Source organism: bacterium (Candidatus Blackallbacteria) CG13_big_fil_rev_8_21_14_2_50_49_14 (genome assembly GCA_002783405.1).
Taxonomy (GTDB): domain Bacteria; phylum Cyanobacteriota; class Sericytochromatia; order UBA7694; family UBA7694.
This window is the reverse complement of record PFGG01000035.1, coordinates 284,113-306,333: the sequence shown is the minus strand read 5'-3', so window position 1 is coordinate 306,333 and position 22,221 is coordinate 284,113. Positions and strand designations below refer to the sequence as shown.

The window sequence follows — 22,221 nt, the reverse complement described above, 5'->3', positions numbered from 1 at the left end:
CAAAATTTAACCTTATATTTACCCTATTTTATATTTACCAAAACAGGGTCAGGGTCACCAATTCAAGACAGCCTAAAATCAAAGGCCAATACATGGATTTGACTAAAATCCCATCCTCTCGGTTCAAAACAGTCGCCTTTTGAGGGGCCCAAAAGAGAAAATGGGCGGAGACCAAAACAATGGCCAAATAGACCATAAAATAAAAATAATCAAGATAAAAAAGCCGCTCCACCCCAATCACGCCCAAATGCAAATTTGATTGTGCAAAAAGCAGAGGGAAAAGCAATCCCATCGCTGGCCCAAAGATATCCAAAGGGCGGTACAGTTCATAATAGGCTGAGGTGGTTCGGATCAGCACCCAAAAAAGCAGCAGCAAGACCATACCGACATAGATCAGATTGAGAATCACAACCCCCCAAAAACTGCGTCTTACATAGATTTTCAGATTCAGTTCAGGGACCTGTCCCTCGGACTTTTCATGCAGTTCAGACAAGGGATGTCGATCGGTTAAAAGATAGTGAAAAGCACTGGCATAAATATCCCAGCCATCAATCCGCAGCGCAGTATCTAAGCCTGGTTTTGTGGCTTTGGGATAGGCATCAAGATCGGGAATGAGCGCAATATTTTCAGCTTGCTCTGGCACAGAAAAATGCAGATTGACGGTTTCACGGTTCAAAGGGTAATGAGAATGATTCATGCCTTGCTGCAAAACCAGCTCAAAATACTGCCCCGACAATTCATAGCCCGAAGCCAGTCGCGAAAAAGCGTCACGGAAACGAACTTCTCGTGCTTCAGGAAAGAAAATCCCCTTGGATTCAGGTGAAATCATCCCCCTGCGCCAACGGGGAAATTTCTGCCAATAATAACCTGAAATTCTGACAATATCTGGCTTTTCAAAACTCAAAGAACGAATTCGCAAACCCGTCGGAACCAAAATCGGATCCGGTAAGTAACTGCCTGTTCCATGAATTTGAAGCAAAGCACGGTAACGGGTCAAATCTGTGGGTGAGCCTAAGCTTTGGGATTCAACAGGAGAAGGGTTCACATGAATCTGCAAATACCAGGCATAGCCTAAATTCGCCAACAAAGCCAAGGAAAAAAGCCAAGACAAACGCTTGATCTCAACCCGTGAAAAACGCCAGAGCTCCAGCAAGAGAGAAATTCCCAAGATCAAGGCAAAACTGCCACTTAAAAAACGTAACAAAGCAAACCTTTGCGCATCAGGCAGTTCTGTCAATTCAGACTCACTGCAAACCAAACCCATAAAAAATGGTTTTTCTGAGAGCGGTTCCAAAAATAGCCAAAAGACCTGTCCGCGATCCGTATAACGCACAAATTTTCGTTGCGAATTCTTTAAGGTCTCCTCTATCGCCCGTGTTGCTTCAGCAGGAAAGTAACGGGAAGCATGCACAGAGGCCAAACCCCAGTCACGATTCGGGTGATGCAAAAACACACCTGCTTTATCCAATAAAATGAGATAGGCCGAACTTCCCACTTCAACACTGAAAACAGAATCACGAATTTTTTGTAGGGTACGTGTTGAATAAGCGGCATCTACCTTCGCAATCTGCAGCAAAGGGCCTAAATCCTCAGAAAGCAATTGACTCGCTTTTTCCGCTGAAGTCTGATAGTTGCGCTGATAATCAGCACGGATTTGATGTTTTAAAAAGAACTCAAAGCCTGCGATCATCAAGAAAAGGGCCAGACACACTAAAAAACTGGCCCAAAGTATCTTTGCGCCAGACAATTTCCAAAATTTCAACATACTAAAGTAAGTGCTCTCTTTTCACACATTGCCCCAAGGCGCTCCCTGAAAGGGAAACACTCACCCATACTCTTTAAAAAACGCTGAATTATTTCAAAGGAGAAGGGGGTACTTTTTTCAGTTCAAACTCCACAAAGGCGCGAATCTGTTTGCGCTGTAACTCATTCAAAGAAAGACTGATCCGTGGACAGCCACTGGTATAGAGCAAACGCACCCAGGCATTCAGGTCAGGCAGACTGTTCACAGGTTTGGGTTGATGACAAAAACGACATTGTCCCTGATACACCTGTTTTCCAATTTCCGGAGACTGAAGTGTTTTTTTCTCAACCTGAACTTTCTGCGCAGGAGAGGTTGCTCCCATCAAAACAAACGCAAAAAATAAACTCAATATCCCAAACTGTATTTTTACAGGCACTTCACACCCTCCCAAAAACAGGAAAAATCTCACCTTCACTATAACATGCCCAGATCAAGCCGCTCAGACAGAATGGTATACTAATAATTATCCTGGGCCAATTGAGGAATGACTTGAGTCTGTACGATGTTTTCAGACAGGCTGATATACAGGCTGACTGTATCAGGGCTTTACAGGCTGCAACTGATAAAATTGTCATTGCAGCCAGAAACAGTCCTTCATTAAATAACTCTCCCTACCGTCTGCTCATTCGTGTCGGGTTATTGGGACCTGCCATCGGTGGGCAATGTATCTTTGACATCTCACTCCTAACCGCTTTAAATCTCAGTGCGTACAGTCTCTGTGGGCATAATTTCACAACCCTGACCTCTGAAGAATCCTCTCAACGTGATGAATCCATGAAAAGACTCTTGGGCCTGCCCTATCAAGGCAGTTCGCGAAAATACCACTGTACCGATGAATGGGTAAAATCCATCGAGCTCAATTTAGGCCCCCTTTACAATGATGAAAAAATAAAAATTGGCGTGATTGAATCCAAAGATGGTTTGCGTCAACCAGAAGCTCTGCGCGTTAGATTGGGACAGGACAAACCAATTCATATCCCTCTAGATGCCGATCGCAAAGGCGAATGGATACTTGAAAACCGCAAGTTTATTTTTCGGGCAATTGACAGCATGAGCGTAGAAGTCGATATCGACGAATCGGGCCTGACCCTGGGAACAGTTCCGTCTATCTTAAATGAACACCATATTGTCACCCGCATGAATGGGCAAAAATATCTGGTAAAAGCTGGCAGCAGCCTGGTCAAATCCAGATTGCTTGAAATGGCTAACCAAGTAGCACCGGCCTTGATTCCCCCCCATTTAACCGGAGATATCAGCACACCGCAAATTATTCCGGCACGCTCACGCCACCTGCCTTTGCCCAATTTGCAAAAATTAAATCTGAATCTGTTGATCATGGGGCTGGGAACTTTGACAATCAGTCTGGAACTGTGTAATATTGCAGAACTTAATCCTGAACAAGTCCATGTCCTCAAGGGTTTGTTCAATTTCACCTTCTATCATCCTGAGTTGAAAAAAATATTTGGCTGAATGCAGAAAAATTTGGTAATCTTTGGGTTAGTCTGGTGCATCATGATGACCATTTTGGTTCCATCGGGATTCGCTGAAAGTACAAAGACAGAAGAAACACTCTCTGTACAAACCGACGAAACCGAGGCACTTGAAAAAAGTCCTTGGCTGGCGTTTGCCTTTTCACTTGCCCTGCCGGGTAGCGGACAGATGTATGTGGAAGAGCGGATCTGGCCTGAAGTTTTAATAACTGTGGGACTGGCATTGGGTGTTGCCGCCTACTTTTGGGTAGATCAGCAACGCGCAAGCTCAATTCAAGACCGAGTGGTACGGGATGGTTCAACCCAACGTCTGCCGGAAGCCCATTGGGAGGCTTTGACGCTGGCTCTGCAAATTGCCTTGCCTGGGTTGTGGATCTGGAATTTTGGTGATGCCTGGCGACGGGCAGAGGCTTATAATCAAAAGGTGACAAACACCCTAGACCCGGCCGAAAATGCGTATATAATGAAAGGGAGTCTGGTATCGGTGACATTATGGCAGTTTTGAAACAAAACAAAAAGCATTCTCTCAGATCCGCCCTCTCCGCAGTGACAGCAGCTATTCTTCTGTCGCATACTTTTCCGGGGATAGTTCAGGCTGCAGAAGAACCTGTTTACAGGTTTGAAGCCGCAACGCCCGTCGTGGTAGCCCAGGCTGCCACTTCAGATCCACTCAAAGGCATGGATCTCAAAGCACTTGAGGCAGAAAAACAACGTTTGAAAGCACTCAAAGCAGAACCTGAAATCGCCGCTCTGTTTTCAGTTGTGCCAGGTGCCGGACACTTATACGCAGGACACACCAACAGAGGCGTCTGGGTCTTGGGCGGTTTTGCCGCCACCTTGATTGTCAGTTTTTTAGGCAGCTATCTTTTAAGCAGTATCGATTCTGATATTGCGAGAACCGCAGCGGTAATCGTAAATGTGGCCCCCCCTTCCGCCTATTTGGCCTGGGGAGCAACCGATGCTTATTACCAAACGGCTTTGTCTAATCAGCAAATTGAAGCCCGCATTCGGGAAATTACTTTAAAGCAGCAGGAACATGGCTATTACTCAACCATTATGGAACTCAATTTCTAAGGCTCTGCTCGTCTCAGCCTTCTTAATCAGTGGCTGTGTAAGCGCTCAGGGAACCAATCCAACGCCTGTCAGCACACCGGTGCCGGGTCTGGTTCGTATGGCCTATTCTCCCAGCTGGGCTCCTGATGGTCAACGTATCGCCTTTCTGTTTCGTTCACGCAAAGACAATAGCCAGGAAGTACATGATATTTTGTATACCTGTCTTTTGGATGGCAGTGATCTGCTCAAAGTCAAAGAACTCAAACCCGCACGCTTTAAAACCGTCAGTTGGGATGCCAGTGGCGAGAATTTTCTCCTCAGTACAGAAGACACTGAAGAAATTTATCTCTTGGATAAAAATGGCGAGAATCTTCACAAGGTCAGTGATGGAGATAATCCCAGCTGGCATCCTTCTGAATCACGTTTTGTTTTTACCTACGATAATAACTGTGAAGCCAATGATCGGGTGGGCGGCGTACAATGCAACCGCCAAATTCGACTCTATGATGTTGCCACAAGTGTAACCACATCTCTGCCCATCACACTGGAAAGAGAAGTCTATGCGCCAGCCTGGTCCAACGATGGCCTGAAACTGCAATGGTTAAGCACCATGACGCCTCAATCCAAAGAGCTGAATCAACGGATTCTGGAATACCATACCTTTAATTTGGCCTCGCAAACCCAGCAGACGGTTCCCATGAATCAAACCGATTTAACCTTCGCAGATGCTGAATGGTCCAAGGATCGTTCCTTAATGGTCTTTAATTACCTCAGCAATATTTATATGTATTTTTTCTCTCTTTCTAAATCCTTCCCGATTACCCCAGGTACAGATCCCAGTTTGTCCAGTGACAATACGCGGGTGCTCTATACCAACCGTTTGGGAGAAAACAGAGCAGATATTGCGCTCTTTGATCGGCGCGAAAATACAATTTCTACTGTCATATCACATCGATCACTGCCTTTAGAATAAAGTTATTGTAAAATAAGCAAACAATCCAACTATCAATCTATAAGGTTTGCGCTATGTTCAATGTACCCATCATCTCTGTCATGTCCAGAGGTACGCATCCTTCCGCTCCCACTTCACCTCAACTTGAAAAAAGAATCCGTCAGCTTGCAGAAAAACAAATTTCTCCCTGGATAGAAGGCACACAAGTCACCTTTCTCTACCAAGGCACTTCCCATACCCGTGAAGTAGAGCTGGCCGGTGAAATTACAGGCTGGCACAGCCGGGGGCTTTATTTGCAAAGATTGCCGGGAGATCTGTTTTATTTGTCTATCATTCTGCCCCGTGACGCCCGTTTAGAATACAAATTTCTGGTAAACGGGGAGTGGACACTTGATCCCTGGAACCAGACAAGACTTGAAAATGGCATTGGGGGAAAGAATTCAGCCTGTGTCATGCGCGATTACCTGGGCGATGTCCACCCTCACTGGGCACCCGACATTCCCCATGGACAGGTTCTCAAAGAGAGTTTTCAGGGCGGCGCTTTGCCTGGAGGCCGCGATTTGTATATCTATTTGCCACCTGATTACGAAGAAAATCCAGAAAAAAGATATCCTGTCCTGTATACCCATGATGGCAGAGACTATATTGAAAATGGAAAACTTCACTGGATTCTTGATCGTTTAATCGCAGAAGAAGCCATTGAACCCGTCATTGCCGTATGCATTGACCCAATTCACCGCTTTAGTGAATATACTTTTAACAACAGTTACTGTCATATGTTGGTAGAAGAAATCACCCCCATGATAGACCAGCACTACAGAACTCGACCTGAACCAGAGGCCCGGACTTTGCTGGGCTCCTCACTGGGTGGCTTGGTGTCTACTTATCTGGCCTTTCAATACCCCCATGTTTATGGCCAGGTCTTTGGGCAATCCAGTTCTTTCCAATTTTACCGTGAGCGCATGGTCAATACCTTGCGCGATCTTCCTATTCGCCCCGTTCGCTTTTATCTCAGCGCAGGCTGTCTGGAAGGCTTGATTCATGCCAACCGCCATATGGCAGATGTCATGGCCGCAAAAGGGTATACCTTCAGATACCAGGAGTACAATGAAGGGCATAATTGGACCCATTGGAGCCATCGCATGGCTGCAGGTCTGAAATATCTGTTTGGAAAAAATGAAAATGAGTAAAAAATTAAAAAAGCAAGATTTAAAAATTTTGGGCAAAACGACGGAATACCCTCAACGCCCAGAAGATGCTGTTTTGGAAACCTTTCCAAACCCAGCGCCTGATCGGGATTATCTGATTTCATTGGATTGCCCCGAATTTACCACCTTGTGTCCGATTACCGGACAGCCCGATTTCGCCACAATCGAAATTCACTACGTTCCCAACCAAAAATGCGTTGAATCCAAAGCCTTGAAACTGTATCTATTTTCATTCCGCAATATTGGCAGTTTTCATGAAGCCGTGACCAACCGCATTTTAGATGACCTGGTCAAGGCCATGGAACCACGTTGGATACAGGTCAAGGGCAACTTTAAAGCCCGGGGGGGCATTGCCATCAATGTGCGGGTTGAAAAGGGACAAAACCCGCTGTAGGCTTCTTGTAAAAAACTGAAAGGGAGGGCAGGGGGCCCTCCCTTTTTACGTTTAGCCGATTTTGATTTCAATCCGCTTGGGCTTGATTTCCTCACGGCGTCCGACTTGAATTTCAAGCACGCCATTCTCAAAACGCGCTTGAACCTGGTTGCGGTCGATATCGTCGCTGAGATGAAAAGCCCGGTAAAAATTCCCGAGCGCAACCTGTTTAAACAGGAGTTCACCCGAAAACTCTTGGGCATTTTTGGCTCTCAAAACCAAAGTGTTCTTTTCGTCAATTTCAAGTTGAATATCCCCTTCTTTAATTCCCGGCAAATCCACATGGAACAGATAGGCCTCGGGAGAGTAATAGATATCCACGTCTGGGCGGTAGGCATTTTCCGGGCTGATCAGCTCTTCAGCGGTGGCCTGAAGTACCGGATTTTTTTCTGAAAGTTGTAAGCTTTGTGTATCACTCATCATAGGTCTCCTTTTCTCTTAAGCCTGAATTTGAATTTGACGGGTACGGACGGTTTCGGCTTTGGGTAAGCCTATCTGTAAAACCCCATTTTTAAGCTCAGCATGAATTTTATCGGCATCAATTTCAAAGGGGATTTTAACGGTCTTTTCAAAATTGCCAGTTTTTCGTTCAGAACGAATCTGAACCGACTTCTCAGACAGCTCAGCAGCTTTGCGTTGTCCACTGAGCTTTAAAACACCCTTGGTATAGCTGATATCCAAATCTTCTTTTTGCACACCAGGCAGTTCAGCAACCACGCGCACTTCTTCAGGATGATTGTAAATATTGATCAAGGGGAAATTACGGCCAGAAGCAGTAAAAACACGCTGACTGCGGTTAAACAGCTCTTCCATTTCCCTACGCAGGGTATCCATTTCCTCAAATGTATTTGAGAGCGTCCAAAACATATGATCTTCTACCTCGTGAGAAATATTTATTAGCACTACCATTATCAGAGTGCTAATAAATATATATAAAAAACCCAACGAATTTGTCAAGCACGTTTTCTTGAAACTAAACTTCTCCCACCTAAAATTTCACGTCCTCCATTCCAAACACAGGAACTGGTTCAAGTAAGCTTAAATTGTTAATTCTTTTAAATAAATAAGACATACTTAATATAATTGATAGTATTTACTATTTATAAAAATTGAGCTTTATCAAGAAAATTTTTGATTATCACACGATTTAGACAGAGATGCTTGCAAGGCTAACTAATTTCATTTATATTCAGATCAGATACTGTGTGAGTGAATACTATGACAAAGGAAAATAAGACATGACCAAAGTATTAATTGCGGAAGATTCAACCATTATTCAAAAGCTGCTTTCCGAAGTTTTAAAAAAAGACAAAAGTATTGAAGTGGTCGGCGTGGTTTCAGATGGCATGAGTGCTGTTGAACAGACCAAAGCCTTGAATCCAGATATAGTTTTAATGGATTACCGCATGCCCAAACAAAATGCTCCTGCCGCAATTAAACAAATTATGAGTTCTACACCCAAACCCATCATGGTGATAACCTCAGCAGAGCCCTTTGATGAAAAACGCAAAGAAGTCATGGATTTAGGGGCTGTGGGTTTTATGGAAAAACCCAAGAATATGGATTTTAACGCACTCTCTTCAAAGATTATTTCTCAGGTTCAGGTCTTAAGCCGTTTAAAACCCGCAAAAAAATCCTAAACAATATCAATTTTCGCAAAAGCGGTTGAAAAATTTTTCAACCGCTTTTTTTATTGCTATTCAAATCAGATGGTCTTTTCTTTCTGGCAGGCACTATAATAGCAGCCATGACAAAACATATTTATCCCCACTGGTCCCACAATGCTTTTTTCTACCATATTTACCCCCTGGGAATGTGTGGCGCACCCCATCACAATAGCGACCACAGTGCTCCTGTTCCTCGTCTTGAGCTATTACATGCCTGGATTCCGCATTTGGTTTCTTTGGGTGTCAATGCCATCTGTCTGGGCCCCGTTTTTGAATCCACGTCTCATGGTTACGATACCCGCGATTATTACCATCTTGATCGCAGACTCGGCACCCACGAAACCTTGGCTCATTTGGTCAAAGCCTTTCACCGTGCCGGTATCCGTGTCATTTTAGATGCTGTTTTTAACCATACAGGTCGTGAATTTTGGGCCTTTCAGGATCTGCGCAGGAATGGACAGAATTCAGCTTATCTGCGCTGGTACCGTCACGTGCGCTTTGGCAAACGCAGTAAAAAGGGAGACCCTTTTACCTACCAGGGCTGGAAAGGCCACCATGACCTAGCCAAACTCAATGTGCGCAACCCTGCGGTTCGCGAACACCTCTTCGGTGCCTTGGCACAATGGGTAGATCGTTATGAAATAGACGGATTGCGTTTAGATGCAGCAGATTGCCTGGATTTTAGCTTCATGAAACGCTTGCGTAAATTCTCGCATCAACTCTCCTCTGATTTTTGGTTAATGGGAGAGGTCGTGATGGGGAATTACAGAGATTGGGTCAATCCCCAGATGCTCGATTCTGTTACCAATTTTGAGTTCTATCACAGCTTGCACACCAGTCACAATGCCAAGGACTACCATATTCTGGCGCATACGCTGGAGCGACAATTTGGTCAGCAGGGGGTCTACCGACATTTGCCCCTTTTAAACTTTGTCGATAACCATGATGTCAATCGCATTGCAAGCCTGCTCAAAGAAGAGCGGAATCTCTATCCTTTGCATATCCTGCTCATGACCCTGCCAGGCGTGCCCACTCTCTACTATGGCAGTGAATGGGGGCTGGAAGGCAAACGGCATAAGTGGTCAGATAAAGCGCTTCGCCCGTATCTGCCCTCTCCCGAATTGGGCTGGCAGAGCAAACACAAAGATCTGGCATTGAGTCTGCAAAAACTTGCAAAAATTTATCATCAGTCTGATGCGCTTAAACACGGGCAATACCAAACCCTGCAAGTGCACGCCAAAGAACTGGCTTTTCTAAGACAAAGCCCTTCTGAACACATTCTGGTCGCAGTCAATGCCTCAGGCAAAAACAGCAAACTCGAAATTCCACTGCATCACGGCAAGGGTATCTGGGAGGACTTACTCAATCCAGGTGAATATTTTGAAGCAAAGCATGGGCGTTTAAAAATCAGTCCACTGTATCCGTACTGGGGAAGAATTTTGAGACACCGCTTAACTTAAGGCCAGTTCCAAGCGTTCACAAATCGTTTCTAAAACCTTGATACGGGCAAAATACTTATCATTCGCTTCAACAATCGTCCAAGGCGCAAGTTCTGTGCTGGTGCGATCAATCATATCTGAGACAGCGATTTCATAGTCTTCCCATTTTTCACGGTTGCGCCAATCCTCATCTGTGATTTTAAAGCGTTTGTAGACTGTTTTTTCGCGTTCTTGAAAACGTTTCAACTGCTCTTCCTTGGAAATACTCAGCCAAAACTTAATCACAGAGGCCCCCCCCTGTGTCAGCTGTTCTTCAAAATCATTGATCTCAGAATAGGCACGCTGCCAGTCATATTCACTGCAAAACCCCTCAACACGTTCCACCAGCACACGTCCATACCAGGAGCGGTCAAAAATAGTAAACGTCCCACGCCGTTGAATATGGCGCCAAAAACGCCAGAGATAGGGTTTTTCTCGCTCTTCCTGGGTTGGAGCCGCAATCGGAACAATCTGATAACTGCGGGGATCCAAAGCCCCAGAAATTCTCCGGATGGCTCCACCTTTGCCTGCCGCATCGGAACCTTCAAAGACCAAAATCGCTGCCTGTTTTTTAAAACGGGCACTTCTCACCATTAAATTTAAGCTGCGTTGGTATTTTTCAAGTTTTTTCTCATATTCTTTTTTTGAAATCGTCTTTGCAAAATCCAGAGATTGCAATAAAAACTTTTGATCTATCGGCGGTTGCAAGGCAGGAAAAGCAGGATGTGAGGGCAGATCTTCCTGGGCCAGACGCTGCTGAATACTGGTGAGAATCGTTTTTGCCACAGTTAAATAGCGAAAACGCGGATCCATCCCTTCGACAATAATCCAAGGTGCTTCTGCACGTGAACTCAAACGCAGGGCACGTTCAGAAACTTTGCGGAATTTATCATAGTTTTTAAAATGGGCTTCCTCTTCCTGGGTAACCCGCCAACGGGTATCGGGATCATTTTTCAAGCGTTTCAGACGCTCTTTCTGCTGCTCTTTTGAAAGATGAAACCAGAATTTTAAGACCAAAGCCCCTTCATCAAACAACATACGTTCAAACCGAACCACACGTTCCATGGCCTGATCCAATTCGGCTTTTGAACTGAGATCATAAACCCGATCAATAATCGGACTGGTATACCATGAACCAAAGAAGATCGAAATCTTTCCTTTGGGGGGTAAAACATTCCAAAAACGCCACATCGGCGGATGCGCCAATTCTTCTTCAGTTGGAGCTCCCATGGCACGGGTTTCAATAAAACGGGGGTCCATCCATTCATTCAGAACCTTTACCGTTTCACTTTTACCAGCCCCATCTACCCCACCAATCAAGATCACCACAGGAAAAGACTTTCTCTCCCGCAGTTCCTGCTGCAGATTCAAAAGATCCTGGCGCAGTTCAGGCAGGGTTTGTTCATATTCAGATTTTAAAATCACATGTCCAATTTCTGCAGATTCAAACATGGGAATACGCTCCTTCTTCTGTTTGCCAATACAATGCATTGATCAAATCGGGAATCTGTTCAGAAAGTTCTGTTGCCAAAAGAGCCGAGGCTTGAAGATGCTGTCTAATGAATTTTTGGTTCCAGCCCTCTTCATCCTCAAAGGTCTGCCTTTGTAGATACAGAGCAAAAACTTCCTGGTCATGCCAAATTCCCAATCTGGCTGTTATTTTTTTCAGCCTGTCAAAAGAGTCATGAATAATATCTTCTAAATGAAAATACTTTACGAGAATTTCCAAAAGATACTGTGATTTTTTCAAATGAATCCGAATCTCATGCAAGGCCGGGGTTTCACAGCTTAAGGCCTGAACGGCCAATTCCAGTTTGGCCTGAACCAAAGGCAAGCTCAAATTCGGAAGCGAAGAGATTTTTAGATGGCTGAGACGCCTGAATAAACGCTGAAAAAAGACCCGCGTCGCATGTTGAGAATACGCTTTCAGCACTGACTTGATTTTCTTTCGTGCGATATCCCAATCCGGCTGTGTTGTCTTTAAAAACGACACAAACCAGGGCTCAGGAAAAAAATCCTGAACCACTTTTCTTTGTACCTGTAGATCACGTAAAAACCCTGAAGCGCGAAAGATATTTTTCAAGGTTCGGGGAAGCTTCAACGGCTTTTTGTCGGGAATGACCGTATTTAAAAAATAAAGCAGCGCACGTAAACGCTTGATTTGTAGTCGAAACTCATGCAAAGCATCTTCTTCTGTGGGATGAACGCGTAAAATCCTGACCTGTTTCCCAAGTGTCAGAAACAGCTGTCTCAAATAATGCGAAACCAAAGATGATTTTGTCATATTGCATATATAAAAATTATAACGCTTAAAATCAAAGTTTTCCAAAAATGGTTTCAGCCAGAAATATCCTGTGCCACAATGACTGCCTCCCTATGAATATTCAAACAGAAATCAAAGCCACTCTCAAACTCTCGCTTCCAATGGCCGCCAGTCAATTGGCGCAGTTCTCCCTGCATATGATTGATACCCTGATGTGTGGTCAATTGGGCAGTCTGGCCTTGGCCGGTGCAGGTCTGGGCTCTACCCTCTTTGCTATGCTCTGGCTGCCCGCCTCAGGCATTCTCAGCGCCGTCTCTCCCCTGTGTGCGCATGGCTATGGCGCTCAAGATCATGAAAGTATTCAAAAAACAGTTCACCAGGCTCTCCTCTTTGCCTTGTGTTTAGCCTTGCCCCTGTTTCTATTGCTCAGTTATGGGCCTGTTATTTTGACCTGGCTGGGCCAGCCCAAAACACTCACCCTGCAGGCGGGTCAATATCTACAAGCCGTAAGATGGGGCATTTTGCCCGCCATGGGCGTCACCGTTCTCAGAGGACTGATGGAAAGCCTTGGACGCCCCCGTCCTGCACTTCTCATTTCTATTTCAGGTATTTTTATCAATATTTTTGCGAACTGGACCTTGATGTTTGGTAATTTTGGTTTTCCAGCATTGGGTATCGCGGGTACAGGCTGGGCCACAACCTGTGTCAATCTCTGGCTTTTTTTCTGTTTGCTGATTTGGATTTTACGTGATCCCAAACTTTCTCCTTATCTGCGCCTGTCTCCCTTTTTTAAAATTGAAAAAAAGATCTTGAGCGAATTATTGAAAATTGGCCTGCCGATGGGGGGAGGCATCTTAACAGAGGTCTGGTTGTTCACGGGCACGACCTTTTTAATGGGGCACTTTGGCAGCATTGCATTGGCAGCACATCAAATAGCGTTAAATATCGCCTCTGCCAGTTTTATGATCGCCTTGGGGGTAGCAAATGCCTCGACCGTCAGAGTTGCGCAGGCTATGGGCAGAGGCCAGACCGCAAAAGCTCAGGAAGCAGGTTGGATCGGCATTATGCTGGGAATGTTCTTTATGGGAGGAGTCGGTCTCTTGCTCTGGAATGCCCCCCACCTGCTGATCGGTTTGTATATCAAAACCAACTTGCCAGCCAACCAAGCGCTGCTGCTGCTTTCCATTTCACTTTTAAAAATAGCGGCTTTGTTCCAACTTTTTGATGCCTTGCAGGTCACCTCCCAAGGCGCACTCAGAGGCATGAAAGATACCCGTATTCCCATGTGGATTGGTTTTTTCTGCTATGGGGGTATCGGGCTGGGCAGTGCGCTTTTCTTTGCCCATGTGCTCCACTGGCGGGAGAAAGGATTGTGGGCAGGCTTAACCCTGGGACTGCTCACAGCGGGTCTGACACTTTCTCTGCGTTTTCAATCACATTTTCGCTCTCTAAAAACTTAAGCTGCTCTCTTCTCATCTGTGCTAAAATCAGGCTTATCCTGATCCCCAGCAGAGAATCCACATGGAGCTTTTCGGACACCTGACCTTTGCGTTAATCGCTGTCTCATACCTTGTCAGAGATATCTTTATTCTGCGCCTGCTTTCCATTATTGCCAGCATGGCCGGAATCGTCTTTAATTATTTTGCCCCCGCAGAACCCTTGTGGCTGGTGATTAACTGGAACTTAGCTTTTATAGGGGTCAATCTCTTTCAGATTGGCTTGAGTATCTATGAGCGCCGCAGTATTTCATTTTCAGAAGAACAGACAGAGCTCTACGAAACGCTCTTTCAAAGCTTTTCTCCGATAGAATTTCTCAAATTGATGCGTATAGGTGATTGGCAACAGGCTGTTCAGGGTGAAACTTTAACTGAAGAGGGCAAAGATTTAGAGCGGGTAATGCTACTCTACAGTGGGCAAGCCAATGTGGAAGTAGGAGCACAGCCCGTGAATCAGCTCAATGACGGGGATTTTATTGGTGAAATGAGTTTTTTTGCTGGAACGCCAGCCACTGCCACCGTCAAAATCTGCAGTGAAACAGCCCGCTATCTCGCCTGGGATAAGCAGGCGCTGCATGCCATGCTGCAACGCAATCCCAATATTCGCTTTGCCATGCAGTCAATCCTGGGAAACGATTTAACCCAAAAACTCAAACGCTCTCCCCCATCTCTTCCCCCCAAAGAAAGTCATTTATGAACCTCACCTTCGACGCGCTTCGAAATTTTCTTGCCCATCACGGCCTGCTTTTGCTCTTTCTGACGATTGGACTCGGCTATTTGCTCAGCCATTTAGAAATTGCCGGGGTCAGCCTGGGCGTTGCGGCTGTACTTTTTGTGGGGCTGGCTCTGGGAGCCTGGGAAGATGGACGTTTCATGCTGCCCGAGATTGTCGGGCAATTGGGATTGCTTCTGTTTATTTATCCGATCGGCTTACAGGCAGGCCCTTCTTTTTTTCGACTATTTCGCAAACGTGGGCTGCAAATGATTCTGCTGACCTTGGCAGCGGTCTCACTGGCCGGAGGCCTTACCTGGCTGGCGATCACGCAACTGGGCATTGCACCCGCCATAGCTGTCGGTCTGTTTTGTGGGGGTACCACCAATACCCCCGCTCTGGCAATGGTCAGTGAAAGTCTGCGTGGAACCCCACTGGCCGCCCAGCCTGCAGTCGGCTATTCAATTGCCTACCCTCTGGCTGTTTTACTGCCGATCTTATTGGCCCAAGCCCTGGTTTGGATTCAACACTTAAATTTGCCCAAAGAAGCTCAGAAAGCTGAACAGGAAGCGGGCGCACAACCTCAAGCCTCAGCCGCAAATCTTCGCCTGGATCGTAAAGAACTGGCGGGTCACACACTGAAAAGTAGCTTGCTCTCAAAACCAGGCATTAAAGTCAGTCGCATCCAAAGAGGAAACGAGATTATTCTGGCGCGACCGGACACCCTTTTAGCCGAAGGAGACATTCTCCATATTGTGGCTTCAGCAGCCGAGCTTGAAAGCCTGAGCCATCAGATCGGCCCCCAGGTCACATTGGCAGGCCCGGAAACCTCACGCCAAACCCTTGATTTTCGCAGGGTGGTCCTCACCAACCCAGAACTCATCGGCAAAACCCTTCAAGAAACCCATTTAGAACGTGACTGGGAAGTCGTGGTCACCCGACTTCGTAGAGGGGACGTGGATTTTGTTCCTTCAGATGAAACCATTCTGGAACGGGGAGATCGCTTAAGAATTGTCGCACCTGCTGAAAAAATGTCAGCATTGACCCAACTGCTGGGAGACTCTCTGCGTTCCCTGGGAGAAACAGACTTTGTCTCACTTTCATTGGGCATTTTATTGGGCATTCTGCTCGGAGAAATCCTCATTCCGATTGGCAGTGCTGAGCTTAAACTGGGCATGGCCGGTGGCTCCCTGGTCGTGGCCCTGATTTTAGGTTGGCTGGGTAGAACAGGGCCAATTATCTGGAACCTGCCCCTGGAAGTGAATATGACCTTTCGCCAGCTGGGCATGATGCTATTTTTTGCCTCAGTCGGGCTGCGTTCAGGAGGCGCTTTCGTGAAAGCCCTACAAAGCCAGGGCCCCCTCCTGTTGTTAACGGGCGCATTGATTACCCTTGGAGCCACCCTAATTTTCTTAGTGGGCTCCTATCTCATTCTACGCTGGGACTGGGTAACCACCACAGGCACCCTGGCGGGGGGGCAAACACAACCCGCGATTCTGGCTTTTGTCAATCAACGGGTTTCTTCAGAAGCCGCCAATATTGCCTATGTCGGCATGATGCCGGCAGCCATGATTTCAAAAATTCTTTTGGCACAACTGCTGCTTTGGTTCGCAGGGCTCTGATTCAACGATAAATATATCTTGAAAGTGGCGGCTTGCCTTTATTCAGATCCTCTTGGCTGAAATAGACATGCACCTCATGTCCTTCAGGGATCCAAAGATAAGTCGACTGCACCATCCAAAGGACACGAGCCAAACGCTCCTGCTCAATCCGCGTCGGTGTTGGGGGTTGCTCACCTGTGTAAATTCTGATTTTATCCCCAGGATTCAAAGGAATCGTGGTATTGGCGCGAATTAGGGCTTTTCTCAGACAGCGAAAACCGCGCGGAGAACTGCGCAATCCCTGACGCTCCATACAGGCCAGAACGCGCCCCTGGATATTCAAAACATAAGGGCCGTTGTTTTGAATATCCAACCACTCTTCATTTAATTCTTTATTGATTCGAAATTTTCCAGATTGAATACGCTTTGTCATCAGAGGATCCTGATGCAAGGCCACAATATCTAAGCCGACCTGAACCAATTTTAGTGAACCAATTCCTGAAAACTTTTTTCCTGGCGCAAATTATCGAGATCAGGATCTGTCATTGCCAATTTTTTCAAATTCTGATCTCTTTCCAGGGCCTGTTTGAGAAAGCGCAGGGCCGTGTCTTTCTGGCGGGTCAGTGAGTAAGCACAGGCCATATTATAATAAGCAGTCGCATACTCAGGATTCATTCGCAAAATCGTTTCAAAATGCTGAACTGCTTCTCTAAAATTGCGCTCTTTTAAAAGCACATTGCCTAAATTATTTCTGGCATCCAAGTCTTCAGGAGCCATCAGAATCAGGCGCTCAAAAGCCTGGCGCGCAAGGTGTGGTCGCCCGGAATCAGAATAGAGATTGCCCAAACTGAAATAAACACTGGGATGATAAGGTTCAATCTTATTGGCCCAAAGATAATAATCTTCAGCTTTGGTCATGTTCTTTTCTTCGAAATAAACATCCCCCATGCTTAAAAGCAGGTTTAAATCCCGTGGCGATTCTTTTAAAAGTTCTTGTAAAAGATTTTTGGCCTTATCGAACTGCTTGTTCTGTCGATAGGCCATCACCAAAGCATAGCGTACCCCCTGATCTTTCAAAGAGGCTTTTTCCAATTCTTCTACAGCCAATTCTGGTTGATGCTCTTGCAAATACACCAAGCCAGCCCAATAACGGGTAGCATTTAAAACCCCAGGCTTTTGACGGGCCCTCTCAATCAAAGCATGCATCGCCTCAAAATCTTTCTGTTTCCACAGCAATTGAAACAGATTTTCATAGGCAATCGGAATCACAGAGTTCAACTGAATGGCTCTCTGATAAGCGCTTTCAGCTTCTTTGGGTCTTTCAAGCAGAGACAAGACATCCCCTTTAAATAACTGCAAATAAAGATTTCCAGGCGCTTGTTTCAATCCCTGCTCGACAGCAATTAAAGTCTTTTCAGGTTCAGACTGCATCAACAGATCCTTTGAGGCCTGATAAAAGGCCCCTTCAGAAGGCATTTTCAAAAGTCCATTCAGATAAAGCTTCAGCGCCTGGTCTGGCGCCTCCAGCCGCAAATAAACTTGCTCTAATTTACGATACAATCTGGTTTGCAGAGGGTTGACGCGTAAAGCAAGCCCATAGGCTTCAGCAGAGCGTTGGTATTCTTTCATCCAAAAATAAAAATTTCCTGAAGATTCAGCCAAGACATAACTCTGAGGGGCTTGTTTTAGCAAATGCCCAAAAAGCGCAAAAGCTTCGGATTGACGCTCCTGTAGATAATAGGTCTGCGCCAATTGATACTGAAGATACAAGTTTTCAGGCGCCAAGCGCTGTTTGGCTTTCAACACTTGCTCGGCTTCCTGTAAAAGCTTCTGTTTATGCTCTGATTCTCCCACCGCTTCAAGAATAGCTTCCACCAAAACATTGCCCGCCAAAACAGAGGCAGAAGAGTCTTTGACCAATTGACGTGCCCCCGCCAGCGGAATACGCCAGACCTGGTCGTTATCCGGCCGCGGTTCCCCCACAAGCGTAAGCACCAGACGCAACTCAAAGTCTGAAGCATCTTTCGCCAGGCTCATCGCTTGTTCATACTCATGCAATAAAAGCAAATATGCTGCTTTGAGCGCCTTGATTCTCACTTCTGGCAAAGACTTCGGCGCACGTTCAAGTCTTTGAATATACCCCGAAAGCTGTTTAATGAACTTTTCCTGCTCCGGTTCCTGTTGAATAGCAAAACTGTCTTTTGTCCAAAGATACAGATGCAGAAGAGTCTGGGTTAAATGTGAAAGTTCCTGCTCTGAAGGCTGAGCAGAAGTCAACTTGCCAAGCAAACCTGCCTCACCATGAAAATCACGGAAAACAGGTGGTTGCGCCAAGGCTTGTGCGCCTGAAAAACAGTTGAAACTCAGCAAAGAGACCAAAGCGCCCATCACAATACGAGAAGTATATTTCATAAGTTATTCCATTAAAAACCAATCACGGAGAAGATTTTGCCCACCCTTATCATCACATAATCATTGCTGCCTTTCAAGCAAAATCAACACATCCGGCATGAAACCTTTGTGCTAAAATTTGATATAGTTCTGATCCCTGAAATAGAATCTAAGACTGGCGGCATTATCCATGGCTGAAACAACCAAAGAACTCCGTCGCTTGCAAGAAATCACTGCTGTTCTGATTCAATACGGCTTTCGTGAAGTCGTTGAACAGGGCATTAAGCGAAAATGGGTTCCCAGCCCCTCCAAATGGCGCAAAACCTATGACGACGCAATCGAGCTGTCCAAAGGCACCGGCCCCCTCTCCACTCCCTATAAATTGCGCAATGTAATGGAAAAGTTGGGGGGGATTTTCGCTAAATTTGGACAGGTGCTGAGCACCCGACGCGATCTTTTGCCGCCTGAATACATTGAAGCCCTTTCCTCTTTGCGATCGCGTATGCCTTTCTGTGATTTTGATGCCATACGCAATGCCTTCATTGACGAATTGGGCGCGCCGCCAGAAGAGCTTTTCGAGTATTTTTCCCCAGAGCCGGTCGCTGCAGCCTCTTTGGCACAGGTTCACAAAGCACGCCTGCACGATGGAACCGTGGTGGCCGTAAAAATCCAAAGACCCTTGGTTGACGAAAATGTTGCGATTGATTTGAAGTGGTTGGAGCGTCTGGGTGAGACCGTTGTCAAACTTTTTCCCACCCTCCAGCCCTTTCGAATTCTGGAAACCATCCAGGAATTCAAGGAATGGAGTTTACGCGAACTCAATTTTTTCATTGAGGGCCGCCATATTGAGCAGTTCTCAGAAAATACTGAACGCATGCATTTTATCCGCATTCCCAAAGTCTATTGGCGCTATACCAGCAAACGTGTTTTGACCATGGATTTTATGGAAGGTATCACCGTCGATGAAATCACACGGCTGAAAGCAGAAGGCCACAATCTGGAAAAAATTGCCGGTGACGTTTACTATATGCTCTTGAAGCAAACCCTAATCGATGGTTTTTTTCACGGCGACTTACACCCCGGCAATATGCTGATTGCCAAAGATGGCAAACTGATGCTTCTGGATTTCGGTTTGGTCGGAGAATTGCAGATGGATTTTCGTCTTGCCTATTTCCAATACTGGACCAATCTGGCCCTGGGCAAATTTGAAGAGGCTGTTGACGCACTTTTAAAAGGGGCAGATACCTCAGCCTGTACTGATCTGGCAGGATTCAAGAAGGAATATATTGATTTCTGTGAGCATGTCCAAGGCTCCTCCATTTCTGAATACAGTTTTGGCAGCACGCTCAACCATATCACCACGCTGTGTTCGCGCTACCGAATTTATTTTTCAACGGCCTTTATTCTCCTAATTCGTGCCATGTTGACAGCCGAAGGCATTATCATGGGGCTGAATCCAGAATTTGAATTTGTAGCAGAAGCCTATCCCTTCTTCCGCAAATATTACAAAGAAATTTCCGGAAGCAAACCCAAATCCAATGCTGGCAGCCTTTTGTACGAAATTGGGATTGGCATGGGCTTATGGAAATAAGCGATCGAACCCCAGGTTTATAAAGAAAGGTTACGGTGAATGATTAAACATATTCTCTATCCCACAGATGGTTCAGAGGCTTCACAGGCCGCCTTAAAAGACTTACAGGCCATAGCTCAATCCTTTCAAGCAAAAATCACCTTGCTTCATTGTTATGAATTTACAATGGGCCACGTACTCTATCGCTATGGAACCGACAGTGCTTATGTTCAGGAAGTTGAAAAACGATTTGAAAACTACGGTCATGAAACCTTGCACGCCTTGGCCAATGAACTCAGAGATTCTGGCTTTCAAATTGAGAAAGAACTGGTCATGAAGGGTTCAGCCGGCCCCTTAATCCTAAAAACCGCACATGAAGAAGGATGTGATCTGATTCTAATGGGAACACGCGGGTTGGGAGGCTTTCGCAGCGTTTTTCTGGGCAGTACCAGCCACTATGTGGCCAACCACAGCAAAGATATTCCCGTCTATCTTGTGCCCGTACCTGAATCAGGTCAAACTGCAAACTGATTTATATCAATGCAACTTTCGACCATGCCTTTTACACTAAAAATAGACCTGCTCAAGGAAAGGACAATCTTCCGTGTTTAAACATATTCTTTATCCCACCGATGGTTCTCAAGCTTCAGATCAAGTATTAACGCATGTTGTCGATCTTGCACAAAAATTTGGTGCAGAAGTGACGGTTCTGCATGCCTATGAATTTTTAGAAGTGATTCCCGTCTATGAAACCACCTATGCCTATCTGGATGAATTGGAAACCTATCTGGAAGGGCAAAGCAAAGAAATTGCCAGCCGGATCCATGAACGTCTCTCTGAAGCAGGTGTGACCACCCATACTGCCGTGATCAAAGGGGATCCGGGCTATAGCATTGTGAATGCAGTCGATGAGCATCACTGTGATTTAGTCGTAATGGGCAGCCGTGGCTTGGGGCCCATCCAACGGTTTTTATTGGGAAGCGTCAGCAATTATGTCGTCAATCACGCAAAATGCCCTGTAATGATTGTGCCTACACACGCCACAGAAGAAAGTTAAGTTTAGCAAGTTAGCAGCTTTTTTCACCGCTTTCCCAGGAGCCTGTTACAATACAGACTAGCTTCCCGAGAGAGCGGTGTCTCTGTTTGAATTTATGACTGAACCAAATATTAATTATCACAAACATATTGAACAGGCCATACAAAATGTATTGAGTAAGGTCAAAAAAATTCCTTTGCCAGATCAGCAGGAAGAACAGTTTGAGCCTATATCTTCTGAAACTGCTGATGAGATTTCAATGCCCCTCAAACATTCACCTGAAAACACAGAAGAGTCTGAATCCAATCAGCCTCAAACCGATTCAGAAGAGCCGCTTCCTCAGTCAGAACCTGAAATTACCTATTTGGAAGCCGATGATCTCTATACACCCATTCCATTGGAAACGATTCAGACCCCTGAAACAGAAGAAGAACCGCCTATCGTTGCGGATACGTATCTGCCGCCCTATAATATTTTTGAAGAATTTGTTGAAACAGAACTCAATATCATGCTCTCCCGGTATATCGATCTCTGTCGCTGCAGCCAGTGCAGAGCAGATATAGTAGCAATTGCCCTCCACCAACTGCCCGCCTATTATGTAACAGGAACACGTGGTACACTCACTGCAAAAAGTTTAATCTGGACCAAATACACCCAACAGATTATTGATGCAGTTAGCAAAGCCATTAATATTGTCTATAAACGTCCACGTAGCAATTGTAAGAAAATAAAACAGATGATCTGGTTGAAACCAGATATTGAAGATGTCTCCCTCAATACCACTTCAAACGAAGCAACAGCAGGGGCACTCTTCGAAAAAGTACAATCCGATAATGTTGAACTTTCTTTTTCCAATGAGGTTGAAGAAATCATTCAACTGATCGAACAGGGAGACAGCCAGGACAAAGCAGAATTATTGCCTGTATCCTCTCCCTATGTACACAAAGCAGCTCCGATCCCCCCCTCGTTTGAACAGGTCATGCCAGAACAAAACGCTGAAACGGCCTCCGAAAATCCAGCCAAAGACGATAATTTAACCATGGAATTGATTGAAGATTGGGATTAAT

Annotated in this window: 23 protein-coding genes; 15 read left to right on the top strand and 8 right to left on the bottom strand. The window is 45.6% G+C overall.

Going from position 1 to position 22,221, the window contains the following annotated elements; all coding sequences use genetic code 11:
* Positions 1-34: 34 nt before the first annotated feature.
* Positions 35-1,765: a hypothetical protein gene (locus COW20_08150; protein PIW49080.1), complete on the bottom strand. Its 1,731-nt coding sequence runs from the start codon at positions 1,763-1,765 to the stop codon at positions 35-37.
* An 88-nt stretch (positions 1,766-1,853) separates the two neighbouring features.
* Positions 1,854-2,180, bottom strand: a complete 327-nt coding sequence (locus COW20_08145) for a hypothetical protein (protein ID PIW49079.1) — start codon at positions 2,178-2,180, stop codon at positions 1,854-1,856.
* A gap of 113 nt (positions 2,181-2,293) precedes the next feature.
* Between COW20_08145 and COW20_08140 the strand changes: the two genes are divergently transcribed.
* From COW20_08140 to COW20_08115, 6 genes are all read left to right on the top strand, one after another.
* On the top strand, positions 2,294-3,274 hold the full coding sequence (locus tag COW20_08140; GenBank protein PIW49078.1) for a hypothetical protein: 981 nt from the start codon (positions 2,294-2,296) through the stop codon (positions 3,272-3,274).
* Positions 3,275-3,799, top strand: a complete 525-nt coding sequence (locus COW20_08135; protein PIW49077.1) for a hypothetical protein — start codon at positions 3,275-3,277, stop codon at positions 3,797-3,799. It begins immediately after the preceding gene.
* Positions 3,787-4,368 (top strand): hypothetical protein, encoded by a 582-nt coding sequence (locus COW20_08130; protein ID PIW49076.1) that lies wholly within the window; start codon positions 3,787-3,789, stop codon positions 4,366-4,368. The genes COW20_08135 and COW20_08130 overlap by 13 nt, the downstream gene beginning before the upstream one ends.
* Before the next feature lie 79 nt (positions 4,369-4,447).
* The gene (locus tag COW20_08125) at positions 4,448-5,320 is read left to right on the top strand and encodes a hypothetical protein (protein ID PIW49075.1); all 873 of its coding nucleotides are present in this window, start codon (positions 4,448-4,450) and stop codon (positions 5,318-5,320) included.
* Positions 5,321-5,373: 53 nt separating this feature from the next.
* Positions 5,374-6,489: a hypothetical protein gene (locus tag COW20_08120; GenBank protein ID PIW49074.1), complete on the top strand. Its 1,116-nt coding sequence runs from the start codon at positions 5,374-5,376 to the stop codon at positions 6,487-6,489.
* Complete coding sequence (locus COW20_08115) at positions 6,482-6,901, top strand: NADPH-dependent 7-cyano-7-deazaguanine reductase QueF (protein ID PIW49103.1); 420 nt, start codon at positions 6,482-6,484, stop codon at positions 6,899-6,901. Before COW20_08120 ends, COW20_08115 begins: the two co-directional genes overlap by 8 nt.
* Positions 6,902-6,952: 51 nt before the next feature.
* Here the strand turns inward: COW20_08115 and COW20_08110 are convergent, their stop codons facing one another.
* Both COW20_08110 and COW20_08105 read right to left on the bottom strand, forming a co-directional pair.
* Positions 6,953-7,363 carry a hypothetical protein gene (locus tag COW20_08110; GenBank protein ID PIW49073.1) on the bottom strand — a complete coding sequence of 137 codons (411 nt, stop codon included), beginning with the start codon at positions 7,361-7,363 and terminating at the stop codon, positions 6,953-6,955.
* A gap of 15 nt (positions 7,364-7,378) precedes the next feature.
* Positions 7,379-7,849: a hypothetical protein gene (locus COW20_08105; GenBank protein PIW49072.1), complete on the bottom strand. Its 471-nt coding sequence runs from the start codon at positions 7,847-7,849 to the stop codon at positions 7,379-7,381.
* Positions 7,850-8,178: 329 nt separating this feature from the next.
* Between COW20_08105 and COW20_08100 the strand changes: the two genes are divergently transcribed.
* Entirely contained in the window at positions 8,179-8,580 is a 402-nt protein-coding gene (locus COW20_08100; protein ID PIW49071.1) for a hypothetical protein, read from the top strand.
* Positions 8,581-8,699: 119 nt separating this feature from the next.
* Positions 8,700-10,067 carry an alpha-amylase gene (locus tag COW20_08095; protein PIW49102.1) on the top strand — a complete coding sequence of 456 codons (1,368 nt, stop codon included), beginning with the start codon at positions 8,700-8,702 and terminating at the stop codon, positions 10,065-10,067.
* On the opposite strand, the gene pap is transcribed toward COW20_08095, so the two are convergent.
* Together pap and COW20_08085 are read right to left on the bottom strand one after the other, a co-directional pair.
* Complete coding sequence (gene pap, locus COW20_08090; GenBank protein ID PIW49070.1) at positions 10,059-11,537, bottom strand: polyphosphate:AMP phosphotransferase; 1,479 nt, start codon at positions 11,535-11,537, stop codon at positions 10,059-10,061. The genes COW20_08095 and pap overlap by 9 nt on opposite strands.
* Positions 11,530-12,414 carry a hypothetical protein gene (locus tag COW20_08085; protein ID PIW49069.1) on the bottom strand — a complete coding sequence of 295 codons (885 nt, stop codon included), beginning with the start codon at positions 12,412-12,414 and terminating at the stop codon, positions 11,530-11,532. The genes pap and COW20_08085 overlap by 8 nt, the downstream gene beginning before the upstream one ends.
* Positions 12,415-12,416: 2 nt before the next feature.
* Between COW20_08085 and COW20_08080 the strand changes: the two genes are divergently transcribed.
* The 3 genes from COW20_08080 (at position 12,417) to COW20_08070 (ending at position 16,178) form a co-directional block, all read left to right on the top strand.
* A complete protein-coding gene (locus COW20_08080; GenBank protein ID PIW49068.1) occupies positions 12,417-13,808 on the top strand; it encodes an MATE family efflux transporter in 1,392 nt (463 codons plus the stop codon).
* Positions 13,809-13,869: 61 nt separating this feature from the next.
* Positions 13,870-14,541, top strand: coding sequence for a hypothetical protein (locus tag COW20_08075; GenBank protein ID PIW49067.1), 672 nt, complete (start codon positions 13,870-13,872; stop codon positions 14,539-14,541).
* Entirely contained in the window at positions 14,538-16,178 is a 1,641-nt protein-coding gene (locus COW20_08070; protein ID PIW49066.1) for a transporter, read from the top strand. The genes COW20_08075 and COW20_08070 overlap by 4 nt, the downstream gene beginning before the upstream one ends.
* 1 nt (position 16,179) lies before the next feature.
* Here COW20_08070 and COW20_08065 read toward each other — a convergent pair whose 3' ends face one another.
* Both COW20_08065 and COW20_08060 read right to left on the bottom strand, forming a co-directional pair.
* Positions 16,180-16,638 carry a hypothetical protein gene (locus tag COW20_08065; GenBank protein PIW49065.1) on the bottom strand — a complete coding sequence of 153 codons (459 nt, stop codon included), beginning with the start codon at positions 16,636-16,638 and terminating at the stop codon, positions 16,180-16,182.
* A gap of 2 nt (positions 16,639-16,640) precedes the next feature.
* Positions 16,641-18,569 (bottom strand): hypothetical protein, encoded by a 1,929-nt coding sequence (locus COW20_08060; protein ID PIW49064.1) that lies wholly within the window; start codon positions 18,567-18,569, stop codon positions 16,641-16,643.
* Between the two features lie 169 nt (positions 18,570-18,738).
* Between COW20_08060 and COW20_08055 the strand changes: the two genes are divergently transcribed.
* From COW20_08055 to COW20_08040, 4 genes are all read left to right on the top strand, one after another.
* Positions 18,739-20,139, top strand: a complete 1,401-nt coding sequence (locus tag COW20_08055) for a hypothetical protein (GenBank protein ID PIW49063.1) — start codon at positions 18,739-18,741, stop codon at positions 20,137-20,139.
* Between the two features lie 39 nt (positions 20,140-20,178).
* Complete coding sequence (locus COW20_08050; protein PIW49062.1) at positions 20,179-20,649, top strand: hypothetical protein; 471 nt, start codon at positions 20,179-20,181, stop codon at positions 20,647-20,649.
* 73 nt (positions 20,650-20,722) lie between these two features.
* A complete protein-coding gene (locus COW20_08045; GenBank protein ID PIW49061.1) occupies positions 20,723-21,175 on the top strand; it encodes a hypothetical protein in 453 nt (150 codons plus the stop codon).
* A gap of 76 nt (positions 21,176-21,251) precedes the next feature.
* Complete coding sequence (locus COW20_08040) at positions 21,252-22,220, top strand: hypothetical protein (GenBank protein ID PIW49060.1); 969 nt, start codon at positions 21,252-21,254, stop codon at positions 22,218-22,220.
* Position 22,221 lies beyond the last annotated feature (1 nt).

Bases quoted from the DNA above. Each gene is read 5' to 3' on its own strand.
- COW20_08110 (PIW49073.1), bottom strand. From the start codon at position 7,363: ATGATGAGTGATACACAAAGCTTACAACTTTCAGAAAAAAATCCGGTA.
- COW20_08075 (PIW49067.1), top strand. From the start codon at position 13,870: ATGGAGCTTTTCGGACACCTGACCTTTGCGTTAATCGCTGTCTCATAC.
- COW20_08130 (PIW49076.1), top strand. From the start codon at position 3,787: ATGGCAGTTTTGAAACAAAACAAAAAGCATTCTCTCAGATCCGCCCTC.
- COW20_08115 (PIW49103.1), top strand. From the start codon at position 6,482: ATGAGTAAAAAATTAAAAAAGCAAGATTTAAAAATTTTGGGCAAAACG.
- COW20_08080 (PIW49068.1), top strand. From the start codon at position 12,417: ATGGTTTCAGCCAGAAATATCCTGTGCCACAATGACTGCCTCCCTATG.
- COW20_08055 (PIW49063.1), top strand. From the start codon at position 18,739: ATGGCTGAAACAACCAAAGAACTCCGTCGCTTGCAAGAAATCACTGCT.
- COW20_08060 (PIW49064.1), bottom strand. From the start codon at position 18,569: ATGAAATATACTTCTCGTATTGTGATGGGCGCTTTGGTCTCTTTGCTG.
- pap (PIW49070.1), bottom strand. From the start codon at position 11,537: ATGTTTGAATCTGCAGAAATTGGACATGTGATTTTAAAATCTGAATAT.
- COW20_08120 (PIW49074.1), top strand. From the start codon at position 5,374: ATGTTCAATGTACCCATCATCTCTGTCATGTCCAGAGGTACGCATCCT.
- COW20_08100 (PIW49071.1), top strand. From the start codon at position 8,179: ATGACCAAAGTATTAATTGCGGAAGATTCAACCATTATTCAAAAGCTG.
- COW20_08150 (PIW49080.1), bottom strand. From the start codon at position 1,765: ATGTTGAAATTTTGGAAATTGTCTGGCGCAAAGATACTTTGGGCCAGT.
- COW20_08105 (PIW49072.1), bottom strand. From the start codon at position 7,849: ATGGTAGTGCTAATAAATATTTCTCACGAGGTAGAAGATCATATGTTT.
- COW20_08070 (PIW49066.1), top strand. From the start codon at position 14,538: ATGAACCTCACCTTCGACGCGCTTCGAAATTTTCTTGCCCATCACGGC.
- COW20_08135 (PIW49077.1), top strand. From the start codon at position 3,275: ATGCAGAAAAATTTGGTAATCTTTGGGTTAGTCTGGTGCATCATGATG.
- COW20_08050 (PIW49062.1), top strand. From the start codon at position 20,179: ATGATTAAACATATTCTCTATCCCACAGATGGTTCAGAGGCTTCACAG.